This is a genomic window from Shimia sp. R9_2, assembly GCF_017743735.1.
Taxonomy (GTDB): Bacteria; Pseudomonadota; Alphaproteobacteria; order Rhodobacterales; family Rhodobacteraceae; genus Shimia.
Genome location: NZ_JAGHRO010000004.1, coordinates 354,310 through 375,978, shown reverse-complemented (window position 1 = coordinate 375,978; position 21,669 = coordinate 354,310). Strand labels below are relative to the sequence as shown.

Below are 21,669 nucleotides of genomic sequence, written 5' to 3'. Positions count from 1 at the left end.
CAGAATGAAGGTGTCTCAGACAACCTGAAATGCAGGCGCGCGAGGTCGCGCGATTTCTGCTATGCTCCGGTTCAATGGCGAGCCACAGGGAGGCAGGCAGAATGCGAATTCTCATCGGATTGGGCGCGGCATTGGCGCTTTGGGTCGGAGCCGCAGAGGCGCAGGATCGACGGTCAAGCCATTGCATCGCTTTGGCAGAAGCACCGGGGATCACCTATCTGCACAAAGCTTCCTTTCGCGATCCAGTGGCCGAACATGCGGTGCGCATCAGCTATATCTCCCACGCCTCTTTCCTGATCCAGAGCCATGACGGCATTGACGTAGTGACCGACTACACCGGATTTCTGGGCGCCACGGATTTTGTGCCCGATGTGGTCACCATGAACCACGCGCACAGCACCCATTGGACCGCCAATCCCGATCCCGCGATCCCGCATGTTTTGCCGGGCTGGGGAGACTATGGGCTGGGCATTGAGCACCACCTTGATCTGGGCTCCATGCTGGTGCGCAATGTCTCAACCGACATTCGCAGCTATGGCGGGATTGAGGAAAAGGGCAATTCGATCTTTGTCTTTGAGGTGGCGGGGCTGTGCATTGGTCATCTGGGCCATTTGCATCACGAGCCAAATCCGGCGCAATACGCGGCCCTTGGGCGGATGGATGTGGTGATGGCGGCGGTGGATGGCGGCATGAGCCTTGATGTGGTGACCATGATGCGGGTGCTGCGCAATCTGAAAGCGCAGGTGGTGATCCCGATGCATTGGTTTGAGAGCTGGACGCTGGAAGCGTTTTTGACCGGCATGTCAGATGAATACCTTATTGAGCGCAATGCCGGGTCTTCGCTGACCGTGAGCCTGAGAGATTTACCGAAACAGCCGACCATCAAGGTGCTGATGCCCCGCTTTCTGCAGGACCCGGAGTGACGGCAAGCGGGGTGGCGCGCTCTTTGCAGGCTGTGCTCTGGACGAGGGAGGCAGGCTCCCGTAAGTCTTTGGCATGACATTACAAGCCGCCACCCCCGCCTTTGCTGACCGTCTCGCCACCACGCTGCCTGCAGACACCCTGCGTGCGCCTGATGAACGGTATCTGGAAGAGCCGCGGGGGCGGTTCTTTGGCGGTGGCGGTGTGTTGGCCCTGCCGCGCAGCACTGAGGAAGTCTCCGTCATTGTGAAAGCCTGTGCGGCGGTGCAGGTGCCGCTGGTGCCATATGGCGGCGGCACGGGGCTTGTGGGCGGGCAGATCAAAACCGAGGGACCGGCACCGGTGGTGCTGTCGCTTGAACGGATGAAACGCATCCGCGCCGTGCATCCGTTGGAGAATGTGCTGGTCGCGGATGGCGGTGCCATTCTGGCCGAGATCCAACAGGCTGCAGAGGCTGCGGACCGGCTGTTTCCGCTCTCGCTGGGCTCTGAAGGCTCCGCCCGGATTGGTGGCAATCTCTCGACCAACGCCGGTGGGCTCAACGTGCTGCGCTATGGCAATACACGCGACCTCTGCCTTGGGCTGGAGGCGGTGCTGCCCAATGGCGAGATCTGGAACGGGCTGACGCGGCTGCGCAAGGACAACACGGGCTATGACCTGCGCAATCTGCTGGTGGGGGCAGAAGGCACCTTGGGGGTGATCACCGGCGCGGCGCTGAAGCTTTTTCCGCGACCACGTTCGGTTGGCACGGCGATCTTGCAGGTCAGAGATCCGGAAGCGGCGCTGCGACTGCTCGCTTTGGCGCGTGATCAGGTTGGCGAAGGCGTGAGCGCCTTTGAGTTGCTGAGCGCTCAGGGGATGCATTTTGTGGCGGAGACCTTGCCGGATGTGCGCCTGCCGTTTGAGACGCCGCCCGCGTGGTCTGTGCTGATCGAGCTGGGCCTGCAAAACGGCGCGGATGCGGCGCTGGAGGCGTTGTTTGTGGCAGCACTGGAAGCGGGGCTGGTGCGCGATGGGCTGATCGCGCAAAGCGAAACGCAGCGCGCAGAATTCTGGAGCCTGCGGGAGCATATCCCGATTGCCAACAAGAAGATCGGCTCAGTGGCGAGCCATGACATTTCGCTGCCGCTGAGCGCCTTGCCGGATTTCATTGTGGAGGCGAATGCCAAGGTTGAGAGTTTTGGCCCATTCCGGATCAACTGTTTTGGCCATCTGGGTGACGGCAATTTGCACTACAATGTCTTTCCACCCAAAGGTGGCAACCGGCATGACTATGACAACATTCGCCACAGCGTGAGTGAGGCGGTCTATGACCTCGTGCACAGCTATGGCGGCTCGTTCAGCGCGGAGCACGGGGTAGGGCGGATGAAAGTCGCGGCCTTGCAGAAATACGGTGATCCCGCGCGACTGGCGGCGATGCGTGCCATCAAGGCGGCGCTGGATCCGGCCGGGATCATGAACCCCGGCGCGGTGCTTTAGGGCGCGCCAGGTTTCCTCTTGCCCCAAATATCCCGGGGTAGACACATCGCAGATGTGTCAGGGGCAGCGCCCCTCACTTTACGTAAGGGCGCGCCGCCTATCCGTTTTGGGTGGGCTCAGAGGCCTTCAAACTCGCAAAGCACGGAGACATCCATGCCCATGGCTTCGAGCTTTTCGCGGCCGCCGAGTTCGGGCAGGTCGATGATGAAAGAGCAGCTGATGATTTCGCCGCCCAGACGCTCGATCAGCTTGATGCCTGCCTCAGCGGTGCCGCCGGTGGCCAGCAGATCGTCCACCACCAGAACCTTTTCACCTGGCTGGATGGCGTCATCGTGGATTTCCACGATCGCTTCGCCGTATTCCAGTTTGTAATCCTGAGAGATGGTGGTGCCGGGCAGCTTGCCTTTTTTGCGGATCGGCACAAAGCCGACGCTCAGCTGGTGGGCAATCGCGCCACCGAGGATGAAGCCGCGGGCTTCAAGCCCGACCACCTTGTCGATGCGCGTGCCCGCATAGGGGTGCAGCATCTGGTCAATCGCCATGCGAAAGCCGCGCGGGTCGGCAAACAGCGTGGTGACATCGCGGAACATGATGCCCTCATGGGGGAAGTCCACGATGGTGCGGATGTAGTCTTTGACATTGGCGGCTTTGGGCATGAGGTCCCTCAAAAATGGTGCTTATGTGACGGCTCACATCTGCCCAATACCGCAAGATTTCGCAAGAGGAGGTTACTGACGTTTTGCCGAGCCTTTGTAGCGGCGCAGGCGGTACATGGCGTTGGTGAGCCAGCGGGCGTGCGGTTTGTGCCAATCCAAGCGATCATTCACCAACAGAGTTTTGGCGGTGTAGAGATTCATCGCATGTCCTTTCGTTAACTGCTTCTGCTTTTTAGAATTTTCTGGACTATGTATATTTAACGTATATACGCTTCTCAGGATATCAAGGTATTCCTTACCAGGGGGTTAAGGTGGCAGATCAAGGTGCATCAGAGGCAGGTGCTGCGTCTTCGAGCAAGAAGACAAAAGCGAAGGCCAAGGAAAAGTCCAAAGCCAAGAAGGACAGTCAGCTGATTTTGCGGCTTGATAAAGAAGAGCGCGACGCCTTCGTGGAGCTGTGCAAAGAGCTCGACACCAGCGCCGCGCGGGAGATCCGCGGGTTTATCCGCAAGTTTCTCAAGAAAAACAGCGCCTAAGGCGGGGCGCTTCGTCTGGGGTTATTGCCGGGTGCTTTAGCTTGCGCGCTTCAAGGTGGCCGTGAGCAGGCCCATACCCATGAGGGTTGCCCCACCCAGGCGGGTGAGAGTGCGTAACACGGCGGGGCGCGAAATGCGGCTGCGCATTTTGTCTGCCAGAAGCGCATAGGCCAGCGCGTTGAGCGCGGCGAGGGTGACAAAAGTTACGATCAGAATGGCGAATTGCGGCAGCATGGGCGCGGTCGGCGTGATGAACTGCGGCACAAAGGCGATGAAGAAGCCGATGCTCTTGGGGTTGAGGGCAGTGACGGCGGCGGCATGGCCAAACACGCCGCGCGCCGGAAGCTCGCTGCTTTTGGCGAGGTCGCCAAGATCGGTTGTGCCCGCACTGCGCAGCATCTTGAAGCCGAGCCACAGCAGGTAGACGGCCCCGACCCATTTCAGCACCGTGAAGGCGGTTGCGGAGGCCAGTACAATGGCGCCAAGTCCCAAGAGAGAGGCCGACATGGCGATCAGATCGCCCAAAGCGACACCGGCTGCCGTGGCCACCGCCACCTGCCGCCCTTGAGTGAGCGCGTAGCTCAGCACCAGAAGGATGGTGGGGCCGGGGATCAGCAAGAGCGCGGTGGAGGCCGCGACAAAGGTCAGCCAGAGATCAAAGGGCATGGGGCAACCTGATTTGAGGGTGATGTTGTGTTCGGGCAAGAAACAACATCACATCCGCGGCGTCCAGCGCAGATTGGGGTTAGGGCAGTTTGATGGCTTGGACATGCATCCAGTCAAAGTTCTTCTCGCGCCCGAGAGATAGCCAGCCTTCTTCTTCCCAGAAGCGCCAGAAATCGAGGCAGTCTGCGCGGGCGAGGCGGGCGCGATCCCAGCCCCATTTCAGCTTGTTGCGGCCCGGATCAAAATCGATCGCGCAAGCGAAGGAATGGGTCGACCATGTGGAGCCGCCGCGTTTTTTGCGCACGTTCAAGCAACCGCCATAGATGTCCAGACCGAGAAGTTCGCGCGCAGACTCGTCGTAATGCTCTGCGATGTTCGTGAGCACTTTTTCCAGGCTTTGGGCCACTTTGGGGTGGCAACCAATCTTGGTGGTTTTGACCGAGCGGTCCCAAGCGAGTTTCAGCGTCCAAGGCGCTCGCACGGAGGTGGTTGCCGGTTGCCCGCCGTTGTTGGGGTTGAAGTCAAAAAAGTCAAAGAGTTCAGCTTGTCCCGAGCGGTCTGTTGGCCAACCGTTTGGGTTGGCATTGAGCGGTTCAATGTCGCGGAAACTGAGAGGGCGTTCGCCGGTCTCTTTGAAAAATCGAAAGTCAGAATAGGCCGACTCTGTCATGGTGCCCCAGAGTCCATCAGCCGGGCCTGGATCAAACTCTGCGTCTTTGCAAATCAGTTGAAAGGCGGCGACCCGTTTGCGGGCCGCGCTCCAGCCGTCGGGCGATTTGCTCAAGTCGCTTTTGCGCGCTTCAATAAGGCCGCCGACGGATTTGTCGAGCGCTGCGTTGAGAGTACCGTTGATAGGGCCGGTGTACTTTCCAGCCCGATCCAATTCGTCTTGCAATATGCGAATGGCGCCTTGTTTCATAAGCGTTCTCCCAAAATAACTTGTCTGAAATTGGGAGGATCATAGCACAAAGCGCCCTGTGTTTTAAGCGACGGGGCTGAGGACCCGCCCGGCCACTGCGTTGAGTTTCTCGACCATGGCCGGGTCGCGTTTGTCCGGGGCTGTCAAAATCGCAAATTCCAGCGCGCGGTCACAGCCGTGTTCGCAAGGCGCACGATCGGCACCCAGAAGGGCGGGGAGGCGGCGCACCATGTTGCGGCCTTTGTCGGCGTTGCCCATCAGAATCTTGATGATCTCGGAAACATCCACCTCGCCGTGCTCGGGATGCCAGCTGTCATAATCGGTGACCATGGCGACAGAGGCATAGCAAAGCTCTGCTTCGCGGGCGAGTTTGGCTTCAGGCATGTTGGTCATTCCGATCACATCGGCGCCCCAGCTTTCGCGGTACATTTTGCTTTCCGCGAGTGTGGAGAACTGCGGGCCTTCCATGGCGAGATAGGTGCCGCCTTTGTGCACATTGATGCCCGCGTCTTTGGCCGCTGTGAAACAGGCTTCAGAGAGGCGTGGGCAGGTTGGGTGTGCAACGCTGACGTGGGCCACAAGACCGGGGCCAAAGAAGGATTTTTCACGTGCAAAAGTGCGGTCAATGAATTGATCCACAACAACAAAATCGCCCGGTGCCATCTCTTCGCGGAAAGAGCCTGTGGCGGAGACAGAGATCACATCGGTGGCGCCAAGGCGTTTGAGCGCGTCGATGTTGGCGCGGTAAGGTACCGAGGAGGGCGTGTGGACATGGCCGCGGCCGTGACGCGGCAGGAATGCCATTTTGACGCCATCCAAACGACCGGTGAGGATTTCGTCAGACGGGGTGCCGAAGGCGCTGTCTACCGCCTGCCATTTGGCGTCTTCCAGCCCATCGATGTCATAAATTCCGGAGCCGCCGATCACGGCGATCATGGTCTCTTTGGTGGCCTCAGTCATGGCTGTCTCCCAGTTCCAGATGTTGGAGGCAGTCTTGGGCGGCGGGCCGCGGAATTGCAAGGAAAAGGCGCGGGTGTTACCGCTCTGTCAGAGGCTTTGGTGCGCGCGCCATCACATGGCGCTGTTTAGATCACCGTCCAACAAATCTGCAACGACAGTATCGGATCACATAGGCCAGCCCGCGACCCTGGGTGGGGCTGAAGCCCCCTCCCATGGGGAGGGTCGGGGGCTGGACGGCTTCGCCGTCTGCGCGTTGGTGGAGACCGTGCGTGTCAGATTTTAACGTGCATGTCTGATTTTAAGGAGGATGCTTTAAGGCGTTTGCAACCCGCGCTCAGAAAGCTGGGCGACATAGTCCGTATAAGCGGCTTCAAAACCGGTGAGTGGCCATGTCAGATCCTGCGAGGTGCCGTGGCGGTCGCGGAAGGTGAAGCGCAGATCACCGCCGGTGCGCATTTCTTTGACCAGCGTATCGGCCGCTGCGCCATCAAAGCGGCAGCCAGCACCGGTGAGGCAGCCCACGCGGTTGGTGTGCCAGACGGAGGTTTGATCGCGCTCAATCCGGAAGTTGCCGGGGGCGGTCAAAGTGCCGAGTTCCATGCCAAATTCGATGTCATAGCCGCTCTCAGCCCCGGGGGTGAGGAAAAAGAACTGCGCGGCAAATTTGGGGTGTGGGGAGAAGACATCGACGCGGCGGATATAGCAGCGCTGGGCGAGCGTGCCGCTTTCGTCGCGCTCGTCACAGATGGTGTTCCAGATGTCGTGGATCTCATGATGGGTGACGCGCCAGTTGGAGGGGCGGTCGTTGCCGTCCTGATCCTGAGCGGCCAGGGGGGAAGTGGCCAGGGGGGAAGCGGCGAGAAGCAGTGCGATGAGCCAGCGCATGGTTGGTCCTTTGGCAAGACGGGTAGGGCGTGAGTGGTGGGGGCGTGAGTGGTGGGGGCGTGAGTGGTGGCAGTGTGAGTGGGCGAAACTGGCGACAGCTTCTCCCCAAAGGCGTGCATTGTCCAATCACGTGACAACAGGAGTTTGTGATCAGGGCCGCGCTGTGCGCCCGAGAGGATGCCGGTTTTGGCAGCAGAGCCAAGCCTATGTGCCCTTAAGCGTTGTGGAAATGCCCACCCGAGCCTGCGCCACAGGTGCCCGCTATTGTTTGCAAGGCTCAAACCCGTTAGGGAGGCCCCAACAGCGAACATTCCCTGACAGACGTAGGTAGCCATATGAGACGCGCGGCGTTGGCCATGCTGGCCAAGAATATTTCTCCTCCCAACCTTTCCATCATGCAAGATGAGGGGTTCACCCCGAGCCGGATCAAGACCGAGGTGCTTTCGGGCCTGACGGTTGCGCTGGCGCTGGTGCCTGAAGCGGTGGCCTTTGCCTTTGTGGCAGGGGTGCACCCGCTGGTGGGCCTTTATGCAGCCTTCCTTGTGGGCCTGATCACTGCGCTGATCGGTGGCCGCCCGGGCATGATCTCCGGTGCAACCGGCGCGTTGGCCGTGGTGATGGTCGCCTTGGTGGCCGAACATGGCGTGGAATACCTCTTTGCGACCGTGATCCTGATGGGGATCTTGCAGGTCTTTGCCGGAGTGATGCATTGGGGCAAGTTCATCCGCCTTGTGCCGCATCCGGTGATGTTGGGCTTTGTGAACGGTCTGGCGATCGTGATTTTCCTCGCGCAGCTGACACAGTTCAAAGATCCGGACACCATCGTGAACACAGGCCATGGCGCCGGTGGCGGTGAGTGGCTGGCCGGGCCGCAGCTGTTTATGATGCTCGGGCTGGTGGCGCTGACCATGGTGATCATCTGGGGGCTGCCCAAACTGACCAAAATTGTTCCGGCACCGCTGGCGGGCATTGGCATCACGGCGATCCTGGTGATTGGTCTTGGCATTGACGTGCCAACCGTTGGCGATATGGCTTCCATCTCCGGTGGTCTGCCGAGCTTCCACATCCCGTTTGGCGAAGGTGAAGGCATTTACCCACCTGCGATGCTGGCACCGTTCAACCTTGAAACGCTTTACATCATCCTGCCTTACGCGGTGATCCTCGCGGCGATTGGCCTGATCGAGAGCCTGCTGACCCTGAACCTTGTGGGCGAAATGACCGGCAAGCGCGGTGGCGCGAGCCAGGAATGTATCGCGCAAGGGACAGCCAATGTGGTGACCGGCTTCTTTGGTGGCATGGGCGGTTGTGCGATGATTGGTCAGTCGATGATCAACGTGAAATCCGGTGGCCGCACACGGATCGCCGGCATCGCGGCGGCGCTGTTTCTGCTGGCCTTCATCGTGGTGGCAAGCCCGCTGATTGAACGTATTCCGCTGGCCGCGCTGGTGGGCGTGATGTTCATGGTGGTGATCGGCACTTTTGCCTGGAACAGCTTCAAAATCATGCGCCGCGTGCCGCGTATGGATGCCTTTGTGATCGTGCTGGTGACGGTTGTGACCGTGCTGGAAGACCTCGCTGTGGCGGTGGTTGTCGGGGTGATTGTGAGCGCGCTGGCCTACAGCTGGCAGAACGCGCGTCGCATCCATGCCCACACCCGCGAGAGCGAGTCTGATCCCGGTGCGAAGGTCTATGAGATCGAAGGGCCGCTGTTCTTTGGTTCTGCGGATGGCTTTGCCGAGCTGTTTGAGATCGAGAGCGATCCGGCGCATGTGATCGTGGATTTTGCCCGCTCCCGTGTGGTGGACCAATCTGCGTTGCAGGCCATCGAGGCCGTGGCGGCAAAGTATGAAGAGGCGGGCAAGCAGCTGGTGCTGCGTCACCTCAGCCGGGATTGTCATGAGCTGCTGAGCAAAGCAGGCCACCTGATGGTGGATAGCGATGATGACCCGGAATATGAGATCGCTGTGGATTACTCGGTGCGCACGGGCGTGCTGAGCGGCGGACACTGACCGCTTCTGAGCGGAAACAGTGCAGAAAAGAAGAAGGGCTGGCCGATGGGCCAGCCCTTTTTGTTTGGAGAGGCTTTAGATTATGCGGCCTGAAGATCGCCACCGGCGGAACCGCCGAGTGGGTCCGGGCCGTAGCGGTTGTCGCCTTGTGTGCCAGGGACAAACAGAAGCGCGAGGGCAAACAAAATGCCGATGCCCGGAATGATGGTGATCAGGATGGCCCAACCGGTCCAGCCAAAGTCACGGCAGCGCTGGCTGCCAACGGCCCAGCTTGCCACGAAGAGCGGCAGGATCAGCACCAGAAGGATGAGGCCGAGGCCCGCGGTTGCCGTGGCCAAAGCGGCAATAACGGCACTAAGAACCATGGAGATGATCACCATGGTCAGAACGAAAAGGAAGTAGCTTTTGCGGTTGCGGCGACCGGAAAAGGAAAAGATATCTTGAAAGACGGGCTTGGACATTTCTGCTCCTAATAGTTGAATATTTTGGTCATTAATATTTTTTTAATACATGTGCTAGTGCAAATTCCCGTAAGTAAAACGCTCTAAAATCCGCTACACAGCTCGTGTAGGTCTTGGGAGGCATGATGCCGTTTTTTGCTATTCTGATCGGGCTGTTGCCGTCGTTTCTTCTGGTGGTTTTGGGCGGTGTGGTGCGCGGGCGTCTGTCGGAGAATGCCTGGCAGGGGCTGGACAAGCTCAACTTTGAAATCCTCTTTCCAGCGCTGCTGTTTGTGGCGGCCAGCCAGCGCCCGCTTGAGCTCGCGCAGGTGGCGGCGATTGCGCCCATCGTCTGGGGGCTGCTGGCGGTGGCGCTGGGCGTGGGCTATCTGGCGCGCCCGTTTGGGCCGGAGGCCTTTCGGGATTTTGCGGCCGGGTGGCAGACCTCCTGGCGGACCAATACGGCACTGGCGTTTATCGCGGTGGCCAACACCGACACGGCGGGCGCGGGCGCAATGGCTGTGGTGGTGGGCATGGGGGTGCCGATGGCCAATGCGCTGGCGGTGATTGTGCTGAGCCGGGGCGGCAGCCTTGGGCTCTGGGGGACGTTGCGCAAGGTGGCGCTGAACCCGTTTCTGCTGGCGTCGCTGAGCGGTGTGATCGTGGGCTTGTCAGGATTGCGCATTCCGGGGCCGGTGCTGGCACCATTGGAGTTGCTGGCGGCAGCGGCCATTCCGATTGCGTTGATTTCAGTGGGCGCGACGATGAATTGGGGGGCGTTGGCGCGGTTGGACCGGTTCAGCGGGGCGATATGTGCCGCCAAGCTGGTTGTGATGCCTGCAAGCGCGCTGGCGGTCGCTTCGGGCTTGGGGCTTGAGAGTGGCGTGGCCGCGGCCATGGTGATCTGGGCAGCCCTGCCCACCGCAAGTGCGGCGCATGTTCTGGCGGCGGGCTTTGGCGCGGATCGGGAGCTGGCGGCCACTTTGGTGGCGCAGACAACGCTGCTGGGTGCGGTGAGCCTGACGCTTTGGATCACCTTGGTGGAGGTGGTGTTTTAGCCCGGTACAAAGGCGCGAAGCGCCGCCGGGCATCGCCCGACCGACCGCATGGGCGGGCGATTTTGCAAGGTCTCGGCATCCTGAAAACGCCAGAATGGGTAGAGAGATAAAGTGTCAGTTTGGGCCAGAGGGTCGCCCACCCTCGGTCGGGCGATGCCCGGCGAAACTCAAGCGCGTTCTAGTGCTTCAACATCTCCCGCCATGATCGCGGGGACGGCGGCTTCGATCCGGTCCTGTGGCCAATCCCACCAAGCGACCTCCAAAAGACGGGCGATTGTGGCCTCGTGAAAGCGTTTGCGTTCCACTGTGCCGGGATTGCCTGTCACGATCCCATAGGGCGGGACTGAGCCACGCACCACCGCGCCTGCGCCAATGATCGCGCCATGTCCGATCTGCGCGCCGGGCAGCACCATTGCACCGTAGCCGAGCCAGACGTCATGGCCCACAATCGTGTCGCGCTTATCGGGCTGATAGCCTTCGGGCACGGTTTCGCCGAAAATCGGGAAGGGATAACAGCTCAGCCCATCCATGGCGTGATTGGCTGAGGCGGTGATGAAGCGCACCCCATGGGCGATCTGGCAGAATTTGCCGATCTGCAGCTCTTCCTGCGAGAAAGGGAAGAGGTAAGGGGCCAGATGGGTGGCCCAGTCCTCAGGCGGTGCAAAGTCGGAGGCATAGGTGAAGTCTCCGACCGAGAAGTTTGGCTGTTCAATCACGGCGGAGAGCAAAACCGTGCCTGCGTGGCATGATCCGTCCGGGAGCACGATGGGGTGCGGCTGGGTTGGATCGGGCAGGGGCATGGGGCTCTCCGTGTGTTGGGGTCAGCCTTGGCCGGGGCGGGCCAGCGTGAATGTGTTGTCGACCACCGAGTAATCCTTGTAGCCAAGGCGGGCGAGGGGGCGGAAGGTGGTCACGTCAAAGATGCCGTCCACAAGGCAGTCGTCGCGCAGATGCACGCCGGTGACTTCGCCCAGCACCATGAAGTTGTTTTCCCCCAAGAGCGGCACGATCTGGGTCATGCGGCACTCGAGTGAGGCCGGTGCACCGATGAGACGGGGGCAGGCGATGGTGTCGCACTCGGCCGCTTCAAGACCGGCTTTTTCAAACTCGTCCACGTCTTTGTCAAACCCATCGGTGGAGATGTTCATCGCATCGCGCATGTCAGAGGCAACGATGTTCACACAGAAAACTTCGGTGGCGCGGATGTTGGAGAGGCTGTCTTTGCCCTCGGCCTGATCGGGTTTTGCCCCGGTGGAGGCGAACATCACCTGCGGCGGGTTGTCCGCAAGGCCGTTGAAAAAAGAATAAGGCGCAAGGTTGCGCACGCCGTTTGTATCTTGCGTCGATACCCATGCAATCGGGCGCGGGGTGATGATCGCTTTGAACGGATTGTGCGGCAGGCCGTGGCCGTCCTTTGGCTGATAGAACATGAGGTTTCCCTTATTGGTTTGCAGGAAGTCGTAGCGCCATGTTAGGGGCGAGGGAACCGTAAAAAGACGTCACAATCGGGCAGGGAGCGGGCGGTGTTCACGCTGGCAGTGGAGACAGGTGAGGATTGGTGGGAGGTAGAGGCGCTGTATGACCTCTGCTTTGCGCCGGGGCGTGAAGCGCTGAGTTCTTACCGTTTGCGCGATGGGGTGGACCCTGTGGCCGGGCTGTCGCTGGTGGCGCGGGATGTGGATGGCATTCTGGCGGGCGCGATCCGGTACTGGCCTGTGAAGATTGGCGACGTAAAGGCCTTGCTCTTGGGGCCTGTGGCCGTGCACCCGACCCATCAGGGCGAAGGGCTGGGCGGTTTGCTGATTGAAGACAGCCTGAGCCGCGCCGCGCCCTTGGGCTGGGAGCGGGTGATGCTGGTGGGCGATGCGCCTTACTACCGACGCTTTGGGTTTGAGAAGCTTGCAGATGTTGTCATGCCGCCGCCGACCAACCCGGAGCGTGTGCTGGGGCGGGCGCTGGTGGACGGCTCCTGGGAGGACATCGCGGGGGATGTTGAAAGCGCGGCTGGCTGAGACTCAGGAAACGCGCAATTGGGGCCAAAATAGGGGGCAAACCCATGTCATATGAGCTGACCACCAAGCAGATTGCAGAGCTGACCGCGCTGCGCCACGCGCTCCATGAGACGCCTGAAATCTCCGGTGAAGAGGCGCAGACCGCCGCGCATATCGCGGAGGCGTTGCGCCAAGCGGGGGCGGACCAGATCTGGACCGGCCTTGGCGGGCATGGGGTGGCAGCGGCTTTTGAAGGCCAGGAGGCGGGGCCGACAGTGATGATCCGCTGTGAGTTGGATGGCCTGCCGATCCATGAGATGACCGATCTGCCTTACCGTTCACGCATTGATGGCAAAAGCCATGTGTGCGGGCATGACGGGCATATGACAATGGTGATGGGCTGCGCGCTTGCGCTGGTCCGCCGTCCGGCGCGCGGCCGCGTGATTTTGCTGTTTCAGCCCGCTGAAGAAACCGGCAGGGGCGCACCTGCGGTGGTGGATGATCCACGTTGGTCTGCGCTGAAGCCGGATTATGCCTTTGCCATTCACAATCTGCCGGGCTTGGCGCTGGGCACGGTCGGGCTTTGTGCGGGCACGGCCTGTTGCGCCTCACGCGGGATGCAGATCAGGCTGGCAGGCAAAAGCTCCCATGCGGCCATGCCGGAGGACGGCGTGTCCCCCGCAGGGGCGATGGCGGAGCTGATGACCGCATTGCCCGCGCTGAGCCGTGGGGCCGCGCTGGATGAAGCCTTTCGCCTTTGCACGCTGACCCATTGCAGCCTCGGGGAGCCGACCTTTGGCATTGCACCGGGCGATGGTGAGATCCGCTGCACGCTGCGTTGCGTGAGTGATGCCACCATGCAGGGGCTGATCGAAGAGGCGGAAGCAGCGGTGACGGAGGCCGCCGCGCGCCACGGGCTTCAGGCCGAGATCACCTGGCATGATGTTTTTGCCGCAACGGTCAATGCAGATGAGGCCGTTCAGCTGACACAGCGGTCCGCGCAGGCGACGGGGCTGGCGGTGGAGATGTTGCCGGAGCCGATGCGGTTTTCTGAGGATTTTGGCTGCTTCGGACTGGATGGAGCGACCGTGGCGATGATTTTTCTGGGCTCCGGAGAGGATCAGCCGCAGCTTCACAATCCTGACTTTGACTTTCCCGATGCTTTGATCCCGCGCGGCACACATCTGTTCCTCGACCTGATCACACAGCTGCTGGAGGCGTGAGCTTAAGCGGGCCTACAGCATAGGTTGAAGCCTTGGGCGGGATGCCTACCTATTCTTCATGACCAAAGTAGAGATTTTGCCGGACGCGCCGCTGTGCGAGATTGATCTGGAACGCGAGTTGGATGCGCTGGCCAAGCGGTATCAGGGCGCAAGCGGTCTTGGGATGAAGGTGCTGGGTGTGCTTGGCATCCCTGTGGGTGGCTTGCTAAAATCGCTGCCGCAAGAGGTGCAGACCGGGCTTGGCGGCGCGACGGAATTCGCGCTGACGCAGGCGGTGAAATGGGCCGATGGCAGCCGTGGGGTGATTAAGGACCAGCCGGATTGGATCAACGCCTCAATCACTGCGGCGCTGGGCGCGGCGGGCGGCGCGGGAGGCGTGACCTCGTCATTGGCGGAGTTGCCGATCACGGTGACAGTATTGCTGCGCGCCATTCAAGGCGTGGCGGTGCAACACGGGTTTGATCCGTCCAAAGAAAGCGTGCGCTTTGATTGCGTGCGTGTGTTGGCGGCCAATGGGCCGTTTGAGGAAGACCGCGGCGCGGATCTGGCGATGTTGGAGCAGCGCGCGGGGCTGGCGGTGGGCGGCGCCAAATGGGTGACATCGGTGATTGTGCCCCGTCTGGCGCCCGTGCTGGGGCAGAAGCTGGCAGCGCAGGCCGTGCCGGTGATTGGCGCCGCTGCCGGCGCGGCGACGAACTATGCCTACACCAGCTATTACCAAGACATCGCCCATGTGCATTTTGGCCTGCGCAAGCTGGCTGTGGAGGCGGATGTTGCACCGGACGTGCTGGTGGCTGGGATGCGGAAGCGGCTGGGGACGGACTAGGTCTTTCATTGGCCCGGAACAAAGGTGCGTAGCGCCCGACCGCCCCCACGGGCAGGCGATTCTCCGAGCCCAAGCCTTAATTTCCGTTGCGCAGATACTCCATCACGGCGGGCCGGACGGATTGGTCACCTTGTTCACGCGCCTGATGGATCACGCGGCGCACCTCGCTGAGGTCCACGCGGCGCAACAGGCTTTTGACCGGACCGATGGAGGCCGGGCGCATGGAGAGGTGGCGCAGCCCCATGGCGGCCAAGCAGACAGCCTCAATCGGGCGGCCTGCGTCTTCGCCGCAGAAGCTGAGCGGCGTGCCGGTGTCGATACAGCGGTTCACGATGCCCTCAAGGAAGGTCAGGAAGCTCACATTCAGCGTGTCATAGCGGCGGCGGACCCGTTCGTTTTCCCGGTCTGCCGCGAAGAAGAACTGCTTCAGGTCGTTGCCGCCGATGGAGAGGAAATCCACCTCCTCGTAGAACTTCTTGGGGGCAAAGCCGAGGCTTGGGGTTTCCAGCATCGCGCCCACTTCCAGCGTTTCGGGAAGAGGGTGGCCAAGGATGCGCTCGCGCTCCATCGCTTTGTCCACCTCAGCCCGGGCTGCGGTGTATTCCTCATATTGGGCGATGAAGGGGAACATGATGGTGAGCGGGCGGCCATTGGCCCCGCGCAACAGCGCCTGAAGCTGCATGCGCATAACGCCGGGTTTGTCGAGCGCGACACGCACGGCACGCCAGCCAAGCGCCGGGTTGGGCTCATCTTGGGGCGCCATATAGGGCAGCACCTTGTCAGAGCCGATGTCCAGCGTGCGAAACACCACGCGCTTGCCCTCTGCCGCATCCATAACCCGGCCATAAAGCTGCGCCAGTTCGGTTCGTTTGGGCATCTGGTTGCGGATCAGGAATTGCAGCTCGGTGCGGAACAGGCCGACCCCTTCCGCACCGGATGTGGGCAGGGAGGGCAGATCGGCCATGAGGCCTGCGTTCATGTGCAGATGCACCAGTTGGCCGTCCCGGCTTTCCGCATCCTTGTCGCGGATCGAGGCGTAGCGTTCCTGGGCCTGGGTCGCCATGGCGATCTTGTCGCGGAAGGCGGTGACCACCGTGTCATCCGGGCGCAGGTGCACAATGCCCTGATCCCCGTCGACCATAATGTGGTCGCCATTGAGCGCTTCGGTCGTGATTTTGTCGGCGTGGATCACCAGCGGGATCGCCAGCGCGCGGGCCACAATGGCGGCGTGGCTGCCAACAGAGCCCTCTTCGAGCACGATGCCTTTGAGCTTGCGGCCATATTCCAACAGTTCGCCGGGGCCGATGTTGCGGGCGATCAGGATCGGGTCAGAAGGCATTTCCGCCCCGGTTTCGCTGCCCTGACCGGTCAGGATGCGCAGCAGGCGGTTTGAAAGATCATCGAGATCATGCAGGCGCTCGCGCAGGTAGGCATCGGTCACCTGTTCCATGCGGGATCGTGCGGCGGATTGCTCCATCTCCACAGCTGCCTCAGCAGAGAGACCGCGGGAGATGTCCTGCTCCATGCGGCGCATCCAGCCTTTGGAATTGGCAAACATGCGGTAGGCTTCGAGCACGTCGAGCTGTTCTTTGTCGCCGCGCGCCGCCGTATCAAGCATCTTGTCCACGCCCACGCGCAGCTCTTCGACCGCATCATTCAAGCGCTTGAGTTCGACCTCGGGATCATCGGCCACGGGGTTGGTGACCACCACGCGCGGCTCATGCAGCCAGACATGGCCCTCAGAAGCCCCCTCCTGACCGGAGGTGCCGCGAAACATCTCTGATTGCTGGTGCAGGGCGCTCATGGCCGCGCCTTCGCCGATGAAGGCGCCAAGCTCGGTCATTTCCGCAAGCACCATGGCGACAACTTCCAGCGCGTAGACTTCGTCCAGCGAGAAGGTGCGCTTTTCCTTGGATTGCACCACCAAAACGCCAAGGTTGTCGCCGAGTCGCTGCACCGGCACACCGCAGAAGCTCGAAAAGATCTCTTCGCCGGTTTCCGGCATATAGCGGAAACCCTTGGCGTTGGGCGCGTCGTCGGTGTTGACCACGGAGGAGGCGCGAGCCACGCGGCCCACAAGCCCTTCGCCCACGCGCATGCGGGTCTGGTGCACCGCTTCGGGGTTCAGGCCTTCGGTGGCGCAGAGCTCAAGCGTTTCATCATCGCGAAACAGATAGATCGAGCACACTTCGGTGCCCATCGAACTGGCGATCAGGCTGGTGATCTTGTCGAGGCGTTCCTGACCGGCACTGTCTTCGGCCAAAGCGTCTCTGAGCCGCCCCAGCAGTTTGCGGCTTTCCGTCTGGGTGTCTTGCGCCATAAACGGTGTGGTCCTTGGTTGTCGCTCACCTTGCGAATAGACCACAACCGATGCGAATGCCAAATGGTTTATAGGCGTTCCCAAGCGGCAAATCGCTGCTGCGGCGCAGCAGGCAAATATGTATTTCGCTCAGATATTTGATGCCGATGCAGCTATCGCGCGCCTGAGAGGGGCGCTGAGCGTTGAAAACGCATGGATCAGGGGCAATGCTGCAGTGAAGCAAGTGACGCGGTGTCAGGGCTGAGGCGGTGCATGGCTGACGTGATTGTTTTTTGTGCAACGCGTTCATTTGATCGGCAAATTGCCCTTGGCCGCGAGCGCGTGCGGCAAAAGAAAAGGCCACGCCGGAGGGGGCGTGGCCTTCTTTTCGTTCTGGAGGGCTTAGCCTCAGGCTTTCTCAAGCTCAAAGGCGTCATGCAGGGCCTGCACGGCCAGTTCCATGTATTTGCGCTCGATCAGCACGGAGATTTTGATCTCGGAGGTGGTGATCACTTTGATGTTGATGCCTTCGTCAGACAGCACCTTGAAGGCCTTGGCGGCAACACCGGACTGGCTGCGCATGCCGATGCCGACCACAGAGACCTTGGCGACCTCTTCGTCGATGACCAGCTCGGCAAAGTTCAGGCCGCCGGAGGATTTCAACGCGTCCAGCGCGGCTTCGGCGCGTTTCACCTGATCGGTGGGCAGGGAGTAGGTCATGTCGGTGCGGCCATCTTCAGAGATGTTCTGCACGATCATGTCCACATTCACGCCCGCATCTGACAGGCAGCCAAAGATGATGGATGCGATGCCGGGGCGGTCGGCCACGGACAGCAGGGTCATTTTGGCTTCGTCGCGCGAATAGGCGACACCGGAGACGACGTTGGATTCCATAATTTCCTCCTCATCGCAGACCAGCGTGCCTGCTTCATCGGATTGTTCTTCAAAAGAGCTGAGAACCCTCAGCCGGACTTGGTTGCGCATGGCCAGCTCCACGGAGCGGGTCTGAAGGACCTTGGCGCCGAGGCTGGCCAGCTCGAGCATTTCTTCAAAGGCGATTTTGTCGAGTTTGCGCGCCTTCTGGCAGATGCGCGGGTCGGTGGTGTAGACGCCGTCCACATCGGTGTAGATGTCGCAGCGCTCCGCCTCAAAGGCGGCGGCAAAGGCCACGGCTGTGGTGTCAGAGCCGCCACGGCCCAGGGTGGTGATGCGGCCTTCCTCGGAGATGCCCTGAAAGCCTGCCACAACGGCAACACGCATGCCTTCGCCAAATTTGGCGTTGATGTTGTCGGTCGGGATTTCCTCGATGCGCGCCTGGCTGTGGGCGGAGGTGGTCTTGAGCGGCACCTGCCAGCCCTGCCAGCTGCGCGCCGGTACATCCATTTCCTGTAGGGTGAGCGCCATCAGGCCTGCGGTGACATTCTCGCCGGAGCTGACCACGGCGTCATATTCGCGTGCGTCATAAAGTGGGGAGGTTTCATCGACATAGCCCACAAGCTTGTTGGTTTCCCCGGACATGGCAGAGACGATGACGATGACGTCATAGCCTTTGGCCACTTCCACGCCGACGCGTTTGGCGGCGCGGCGGATGCGGTCAAGGTTGGCAACAGAGGTGCCGCCGAATTTCATCACAAGTACGGGCATGGCGCGTCCTTAAATCGTAAGTCGGAGGGGGTTTACGCGGTTGGGGGGCGAGAGGCAAGCTTGATTGACTTTATCGGCCCTTGAGGTGGGCGTGAGAGGCGGGGGCGGCATGAGGGGCCAGCCCCTCTGGCGCAGCGGACTGCGCCATTCACCCCGGGATATTTTGTGAATGAGAAGACTGGCGTGCTTAGTAGGCGTGGGCGCGGCCGTCCCAGGTTTCAAAGCAGCCGGTGGTCTCAAGAGACAGGGCGTCAAACCGGTTGATCAGGCCGGAGGCGCTTTCCTCCAAGGTGATGTCGGCCTGTGTGCCGCCCATATCGGTTTGCACCCAGCCGGGGTGGTAGATGCCAACGGCAATGCCGATGTGGGCCAGATCGGTTGCCAGATTGCGCCCCAGGTTGAGCGCGGCGGCTTTGGAGGCGCGGTAGATGTAGGAGCCCCCCGGCGCGCGGGTGTGGGAGGCCATCTGCGAGGAGATGATCGCGATTTTTGGCGCTTCAGAGAGTTGCAGGTTCGGCAGCAGGTTCTGCACGGTCAAAAATACGCCGGTGACATTGGTGGCAAAGCTGTCCGCCCACATGTCGGCCGGATAGCCGTCTGCGAGGTTTTGGCCCTTGTCCAGATAGACGCCGGCATTGCAGATCAAGAGATCGATGGGCTGGGCATCCAGTGCAGCGGCCATGGTGGCCTGACTGCTTGCGTCGCGCACATCCAGAGGCAGGAAATCCCCTCCGGCTCGGCTGGTGCCGGTGACTTTGTGACCTGCCTTGCGATAGTGATCAGAAAGCGTTGCGCCAATGCCTCGGTTGGCGCCGGTGATCACGATGTGCATGGGAAGGTCCTCTCTGAGTGTCAGTTGGTTTTGCGGCCGATGGAAAAGGGCAGGGGCGCGACCGGCACGCCCTCTTCGATCAGGGCCTTGGCTTCTTCGGGCTTGGCTTCGCCGTAAATGGCCCGCTCCGGCGCGCTGCCTTCGTGCATGGCGCGGGCCTCAGAGGCAAAATTCTTGCCGACATAATCGGAGTTGGCCTCAACATGCTGGCGCAGCTCGCGCAGGGCCTGCTCTGCCGGGGAGGCCGGAGCAGAGAGGGCGCCGGGGTTGGGCTTGGGCGCCTCTGCCGGTTGTTCCTGTGGTGCTGGCGTGGTGGCTGCTTTGCGCGCCGGGCGTACGCGGGGCGCCATCATTGCCTTGGTGACATCCGTGTTGCCGCATAGGGCGCAGGCGACCATGCCGCTGGCCTGAAGTTTGTCGAAGGCTTCTGCGGATTGAAACCAGCTGTCAAACCGGTGGTCGTTGGCGCATTTTAAGGTGTAGTTGATCATCGCGGTGGCGTGTCTTGGTCAGCTCTTGGGTGGCGCGAACATATGGTGCGTGTTTGGGGTGATCAAGCGTGGCGCGGCTGTTCGGGCCTATGGCCTTGCGCGTTTCTTGAGCTGTTTGGTGTCAAAGTTGCGCACGATCTCTGCCAGTTCCGGAATGCGGATGTGTTTGGCGGCCTTTTTCGGGCGCATCCATTTGCGGCGGCGCTGGCCTGCTTCGGGGTAGTGTTTGGCGAGTTTGTCGACCTCCAGAGCAAACGCCATCACGCGGATTTTCTGGCCGCGCAGCGGGCCGCGGGTTTTGCGGTAGCGGAACTGGCCAATGCTGTGCTTGCCGATCGCGCCGGTGATGCCGGCCTCTTCCCAGGCTTCCTGTGCCGCAGCTTTGTGGGGTTTCATCCCATCCATGGGCCAGCCCTTGGGGATGATCCATTGCTGGGTGCCGCGGGAGGTGACCATCAGGATCTGTGGTTTGCCCTTGCGGATGCGGTAAGGCAGCGCGGCAAATTGCAGGTTTTTCCCGGTTTTGCGGGCTTTCTGGATCATGGCCTCAAGGGCCGAGGGGGCGAGGAGGCCCATCAGCCAACTCCTTGGTTCACGACACGCGCATGAGAGCGTTTGTGAGGAAGGTAGCGCAGATTGGTGAGGGGGCAAGCGCATAGTCGTCGCAGCCCGCGATTTCTCGTGGAGGGTGTGGTTTGGGTCGCGTTTGGGACTTCATGGGACGCGTGGCCGGTGAAATGTGGGAATGAATGGGATCGATGGCGATTTTCATGGGAACTCACTGCGAATCACGTGGGCGTGACGGCGATTTGCGGGGGCGATGCGGTGCATTTTGAGGCGTTTTGAGCGCTAAATGAAAATTTTTTGGGATTTCTTGGGAAGTCGATTTCTGTGGATAAATCATACATTATTTGGTGTTCAAAGGTAAGTGTCTGTGGATATGTGGTGCTAGTCGAATCGATTGGTGTCAATTCAGCGCGATTTTTGAGGTGCGAAAATCGTGTATATAGACTCTGTGGGGCAAAATTTGTGTTGCCTTCCATAAATTCCCATGGCATCCCTAAACCCACGATGAGGACGGGAATAAACGAGGCGCTAAGACCTCAAATCCCAAGTCAGGTTTCATACAGGCACCCGCTTTCATCGAAAAAAAGAGATCCGGTGCGTGGGCGAGCAGAACATCCCCCCAGGTGGCACGCGCAACTGGACACCCGCACAAGCGGGACGAGGGCGGCGGATTGATCAGTGGCAGCAGATCAATCCGCCGTTTCGCTTCCGCCGGACCCATTCCGGGTGGTGGAGCAGGCAGAGGTTGAAAGGGGCCATAGGCAGTGGCGCTTATGTTTCGCGGCGAGAGCCGTAACAAGGTGGATACGAAGGGACGGATGTCGATTCCGGCCAAGTTCCGCCGTGTGCTTGAAGCAGGCGATCCTGACTGGAAAAGTGGCGCAAATCCCAACCTCGTGATCGTATACGGCGGCAAGACCCGCGATTATCTGGAGTGTTTCACGGTAGAGGCGATGGATGATGTGGTGGCCCGCATCATGAAAATGCCCCGTGGCAGCAAGAAGCGCCTTGCGCTCTCCAATCTCTATCTGACCCTGTCGATTGACGCCTCGGTGGATGACACCGGGCGGATCGTGCTGCCCAAAGAGCAGCGTGACAAGATCGGTCTCGCGGACATGGCGGTGTTTGCCGGTAAAGGCGACACCTTTGAGATCTGGAATCCGGAGACCTATGAAGCCACCCAGGCAGAAGCGCTTGAGGCGGATGACGATTTTGATCCGGATGCCGATCCTTCAATTTACCTTGATGGCGACGAGGGGTTCTAAGG

The 21,669-nt window shown here is 60.7% G+C and carries 23 protein-coding genes; 9 read left to right on the top strand and 14 right to left on the bottom strand.

What is annotated here, in order from left to right; genetic code table 11:
- Positions 1–101: 101 nt before the first annotated feature.
- Together J7400_RS12715 and J7400_RS12710 are read left to right on the top strand one after the other, a co-directional pair.
- Complete coding sequence (locus J7400_RS12715; RefSeq protein ID WP_209063757.1) at positions 102–923, top strand: MBL fold metallo-hydrolase; 822 nt, start codon at positions 102–104, stop codon at positions 921–923.
- 73 nt (positions 924–996) lie between these two features.
- Positions 997–2,400, top strand: coding sequence for an FAD-binding oxidoreductase (locus J7400_RS12710; protein WP_209063755.1), 1,404 nt, complete (start codon positions 997–999; stop codon positions 2,398–2,400).
- A 116-nt stretch (positions 2,401–2,516) separates the two neighbouring features.
- Here the strand turns inward: J7400_RS12710 and J7400_RS12705 are convergent, their stop codons facing one another.
- Both J7400_RS12705 and J7400_RS21340 read right to left on the bottom strand, forming a co-directional pair.
- Complete coding sequence (locus tag J7400_RS12705) at positions 2,517–3,056, bottom strand: adenine phosphoribosyltransferase (RefSeq protein ID WP_209063752.1); 540 nt, start codon at positions 3,054–3,056, stop codon at positions 2,517–2,519.
- Positions 3,057–3,128: 72 nt separating this feature from the next.
- Positions 3,129–3,257 carry a hypothetical protein gene (locus J7400_RS21340; RefSeq protein ID WP_280637739.1) on the bottom strand — a complete coding sequence of 43 codons (129 nt, stop codon included), beginning with the start codon at positions 3,255–3,257 and terminating at the stop codon, positions 3,129–3,131.
- 110 nt (positions 3,258–3,367) lie between these two features.
- Between J7400_RS21340 and J7400_RS12700 the strand changes: the two genes are divergently transcribed.
- Entirely contained in the window at positions 3,368–3,592 is a 225-nt protein-coding gene (locus J7400_RS12700) for a hypothetical protein (RefSeq protein WP_209063943.1), read from the top strand.
- Between the two features lie 36 nt (positions 3,593–3,628).
- Here the strand turns inward: J7400_RS12700 and J7400_RS12695 are convergent, their stop codons facing one another.
- The 4 genes from J7400_RS12695 to J7400_RS12680 all read right to left on the bottom strand — a co-directional run bounded on the left by J7400_RS12695 (position 3,629) and on the right by J7400_RS12680 (position 7,022).
- Positions 3,629–4,258: a LysE family translocator gene (locus J7400_RS12695; RefSeq protein WP_209063750.1), complete on the bottom strand. Its 630-nt coding sequence runs from the start codon at positions 4,256–4,258 to the stop codon at positions 3,629–3,631.
- A 79-nt stretch (positions 4,259–4,337) separates the two neighbouring features.
- The gene (locus J7400_RS12690) at positions 4,338–5,177 is read right to left on the bottom strand and encodes a hypothetical protein (RefSeq protein ID WP_209063748.1); all 840 of its coding nucleotides are present in this window, start codon (positions 5,175–5,177) and stop codon (positions 4,338–4,340) included.
- 63 nt (positions 5,178–5,240) lie between these two features.
- Entirely contained in the window at positions 5,241–6,137 is an 897-nt protein-coding gene (locus tag J7400_RS12685; protein ID WP_209063745.1) for an S-methyl-5'-thioadenosine phosphorylase, read from the bottom strand.
- Between the two features lie 312 nt (positions 6,138–6,449).
- A complete protein-coding gene (locus J7400_RS12680; RefSeq protein WP_209063743.1) occupies positions 6,450–7,022 on the bottom strand; it encodes an invasion associated locus B family protein in 573 nt (190 codons plus the stop codon).
- Positions 7,023–7,357: 335 nt separating this feature from the next.
- Between J7400_RS12680 and J7400_RS12675 the strand changes: the two genes are divergently transcribed.
- Positions 7,358–9,031, top strand: coding sequence for a SulP family inorganic anion transporter (locus J7400_RS12675; RefSeq protein ID WP_209063741.1), 1,674 nt, complete (start codon positions 7,358–7,360; stop codon positions 9,029–9,031).
- A gap of 80 nt (positions 9,032–9,111) precedes the next feature.
- Here J7400_RS12675 and J7400_RS12670 read toward each other — a convergent pair whose 3' ends face one another.
- Complete coding sequence (locus tag J7400_RS12670; protein ID WP_209063739.1) at positions 9,112–9,492, bottom strand: DUF805 domain-containing protein; 381 nt, start codon at positions 9,490–9,492, stop codon at positions 9,112–9,114.
- A gap of 125 nt (positions 9,493–9,617) precedes the next feature.
- Between J7400_RS12670 and J7400_RS12665 the strand changes: the two genes are divergently transcribed.
- Complete coding sequence (locus J7400_RS12665; RefSeq protein ID WP_209063737.1) at positions 9,618–10,529, top strand: AEC family transporter; 912 nt, start codon at positions 9,618–9,620, stop codon at positions 10,527–10,529.
- Between the two features lie 167 nt (positions 10,530–10,696).
- Here the strand turns inward: J7400_RS12665 and J7400_RS12660 are convergent, their stop codons facing one another.
- Entirely contained in the window at positions 10,697–11,329 is a 633-nt protein-coding gene (locus tag J7400_RS12660) for a CatB-related O-acetyltransferase (protein ID WP_209063735.1), read from the bottom strand.
- Between the two features lie 21 nt (positions 11,330–11,350).
- Entirely contained in the window at positions 11,351–11,959 is a 609-nt protein-coding gene (locus J7400_RS12655; protein WP_209063733.1) for a flavin reductase family protein, read from the bottom strand.
- A gap of 93 nt (positions 11,960–12,052) precedes the next feature.
- Here J7400_RS12655 and J7400_RS12650 point away from each other — a divergent pair, with 93 nt between their 5' ends.
- From J7400_RS12650 to J7400_RS12640, 3 genes are read left to right on the top strand one after another with little or no spacing between them, the layout of a single operon-like run.
- Positions 12,053–12,541 (top strand): N-acetyltransferase, encoded by a 489-nt coding sequence (locus tag J7400_RS12650; RefSeq protein ID WP_209063731.1) that lies wholly within the window; start codon positions 12,053–12,055, stop codon positions 12,539–12,541.
- Between the two features lie 44 nt (positions 12,542–12,585).
- Complete coding sequence (locus tag J7400_RS12645) at positions 12,586–13,743, top strand: amidohydrolase (RefSeq protein ID WP_247738777.1); 1,158 nt, start codon at positions 12,586–12,588, stop codon at positions 13,741–13,743.
- A gap of 58 nt (positions 13,744–13,801) precedes the next feature.
- Complete coding sequence (locus tag J7400_RS12640; protein WP_209063729.1) at positions 13,802–14,569, top strand: EcsC family protein; 768 nt, start codon at positions 13,802–13,804, stop codon at positions 14,567–14,569.
- A gap of 76 nt (positions 14,570–14,645) precedes the next feature.
- Here J7400_RS12640 and ptsP read toward each other — a convergent pair whose 3' ends face one another.
- The 5 genes from ptsP to J7400_RS12615 all read right to left on the bottom strand — a co-directional run bounded on the left by ptsP (position 14,646) and on the right by J7400_RS12615 (position 20,411).
- On the bottom strand, positions 14,646–16,889 hold the full coding sequence (ptsP, locus tag J7400_RS12635) for a phosphoenolpyruvate--protein phosphotransferase (protein WP_209063727.1): 2,244 nt from the start codon (positions 16,887–16,889) through the stop codon (positions 14,646–14,648).
- Between the two features lie 387 nt (positions 16,890–17,276).
- Positions 17,277–18,512 (bottom strand): aspartate kinase, encoded by a 1,236-nt coding sequence (locus tag J7400_RS12630; RefSeq protein WP_209063725.1) that lies wholly within the window; start codon positions 18,510–18,512, stop codon positions 17,277–17,279.
- A 187-nt stretch (positions 18,513–18,699) separates the two neighbouring features.
- Complete coding sequence (locus tag J7400_RS12625) at positions 18,700–19,344, bottom strand: SDR family NAD(P)-dependent oxidoreductase (RefSeq protein ID WP_209063722.1); 645 nt, start codon at positions 19,342–19,344, stop codon at positions 18,700–18,702.
- A 20-nt stretch (positions 19,345–19,364) separates the two neighbouring features.
- On the bottom strand, positions 19,365–19,835 hold the full coding sequence (locus J7400_RS12620; protein WP_209063720.1) for a DUF1178 family protein: 471 nt from the start codon (positions 19,833–19,835) through the stop codon (positions 19,365–19,367).
- An 87-nt stretch (positions 19,836–19,922) separates the two neighbouring features.
- A complete protein-coding gene (locus J7400_RS12615) occupies positions 19,923–20,411 on the bottom strand; it encodes an NUDIX hydrolase (RefSeq protein ID WP_247738776.1) in 489 nt (162 codons plus the stop codon).
- Between the two features lie 764 nt (positions 20,412–21,175).
- Between J7400_RS12615 and mraZ the strand changes: the two genes are divergently transcribed.
- Positions 21,176–21,667, top strand: a complete 492-nt coding sequence (mraZ, locus tag J7400_RS12610) for a division/cell wall cluster transcriptional repressor MraZ (RefSeq protein ID WP_280638009.1) — start codon at positions 21,176–21,178, stop codon at positions 21,665–21,667.
- Positions 21,668–21,669 lie beyond the last annotated feature (2 nt).

Bases quoted from the DNA above. Each gene is read 5' to 3' on its own strand.
- J7400_RS12715 (WP_209063757.1), top strand. From the start codon at position 102: ATGCGAATTCTCATCGGATTGGGCGCGGCATTGGCGCTTTGGGTCGGA.
- J7400_RS12710 (WP_209063755.1), top strand. From the start codon at position 997: ATGACATTACAAGCCGCCACCCCCGCCTTTGCTGACCGTCTCGCCACC.
- J7400_RS12705 (WP_209063752.1), bottom strand. From the start codon at position 3,056: ATGCCCAAAGCCGCCAATGTCAAAGACTACATCCGCACCATCGTGGAC.
- J7400_RS21340 (WP_280637739.1), bottom strand. From the start codon at position 3,257: ATGAATCTCTACACCGCCAAAACTCTGTTGGTGAATGATCGCTTGGAT.
- J7400_RS12695 (WP_209063750.1), bottom strand. From the start codon at position 4,258: ATGCCCTTTGATCTCTGGCTGACCTTTGTCGCGGCCTCCACCGCGCTC.
- J7400_RS12690 (WP_209063748.1), bottom strand. From the start codon at position 5,177: ATGAAACAAGGCGCCATTCGCATATTGCAAGACGAATTGGATCGGGCT.
- J7400_RS12685 (WP_209063745.1), bottom strand. From the start codon at position 6,137: ATGACTGAGGCCACCAAAGAGACCATGATCGCCGTGATCGGCGGCTCC.
- J7400_RS12680 (WP_209063743.1), bottom strand. From the start codon at position 7,022: ATGCGCTGGCTCATCGCACTGCTTCTCGCCGCTTCCCCCCTGGCCACT.
- J7400_RS12675 (WP_209063741.1), top strand. From the start codon at position 7,358: ATGAGACGCGCGGCGTTGGCCATGCTGGCCAAGAATATTTCTCCTCCC.
- J7400_RS12670 (WP_209063739.1), bottom strand. From the start codon at position 9,492: ATGTCCAAGCCCGTCTTTCAAGATATCTTTTCCTTTTCCGGTCGCCGC.
- J7400_RS12665 (WP_209063737.1), top strand. From the start codon at position 9,618: ATGCCGTTTTTTGCTATTCTGATCGGGCTGTTGCCGTCGTTTCTTCTG.
- J7400_RS12660 (WP_209063735.1), bottom strand. From the start codon at position 11,329: ATGCCCCTGCCCGATCCAACCCAGCCGCACCCCATCGTGCTCCCGGAC.
- J7400_RS12655 (WP_209063733.1), bottom strand. From the start codon at position 11,959: ATGTTCTATCAGCCAAAGGACGGCCACGGCCTGCCGCACAATCCGTTC.
- J7400_RS12645 (WP_247738777.1), top strand. From the start codon at position 12,586: ATGTCATATGAGCTGACCACCAAGCAGATTGCAGAGCTGACCGCGCTG.
- J7400_RS12640 (WP_209063729.1), top strand. From the start codon at position 13,802: ATGACCAAAGTAGAGATTTTGCCGGACGCGCCGCTGTGCGAGATTGAT.
- ptsP (WP_209063727.1), bottom strand. From the start codon at position 16,889: ATGGCGCAAGACACCCAGACGGAAAGCCGCAAACTGCTGGGGCGGCTC.
- J7400_RS12630 (WP_209063725.1), bottom strand. From the start codon at position 18,512: ATGCCCGTACTTGTGATGAAATTCGGCGGCACCTCTGTTGCCAACCTT.
- J7400_RS12625 (WP_209063722.1), bottom strand. From the start codon at position 19,344: ATGCACATCGTGATCACCGGCGCCAACCGAGGCATTGGCGCAACGCTT.
- J7400_RS12620 (WP_209063720.1), bottom strand. From the start codon at position 19,835: ATGATCAACTACACCTTAAAATGCGCCAACGACCACCGGTTTGACAGC.
- J7400_RS12615 (WP_247738776.1), bottom strand. From the start codon at position 20,411: ATGGGCCTCCTCGCCCCCTCGGCCCTTGAGGCCATGATCCAGAAAGCC.
- mraZ (WP_280638009.1), top strand. From the start codon at position 21,176: ATGTTTCGCGGCGAGAGCCGTAACAAGGTGGATACGAAGGGACGGATG.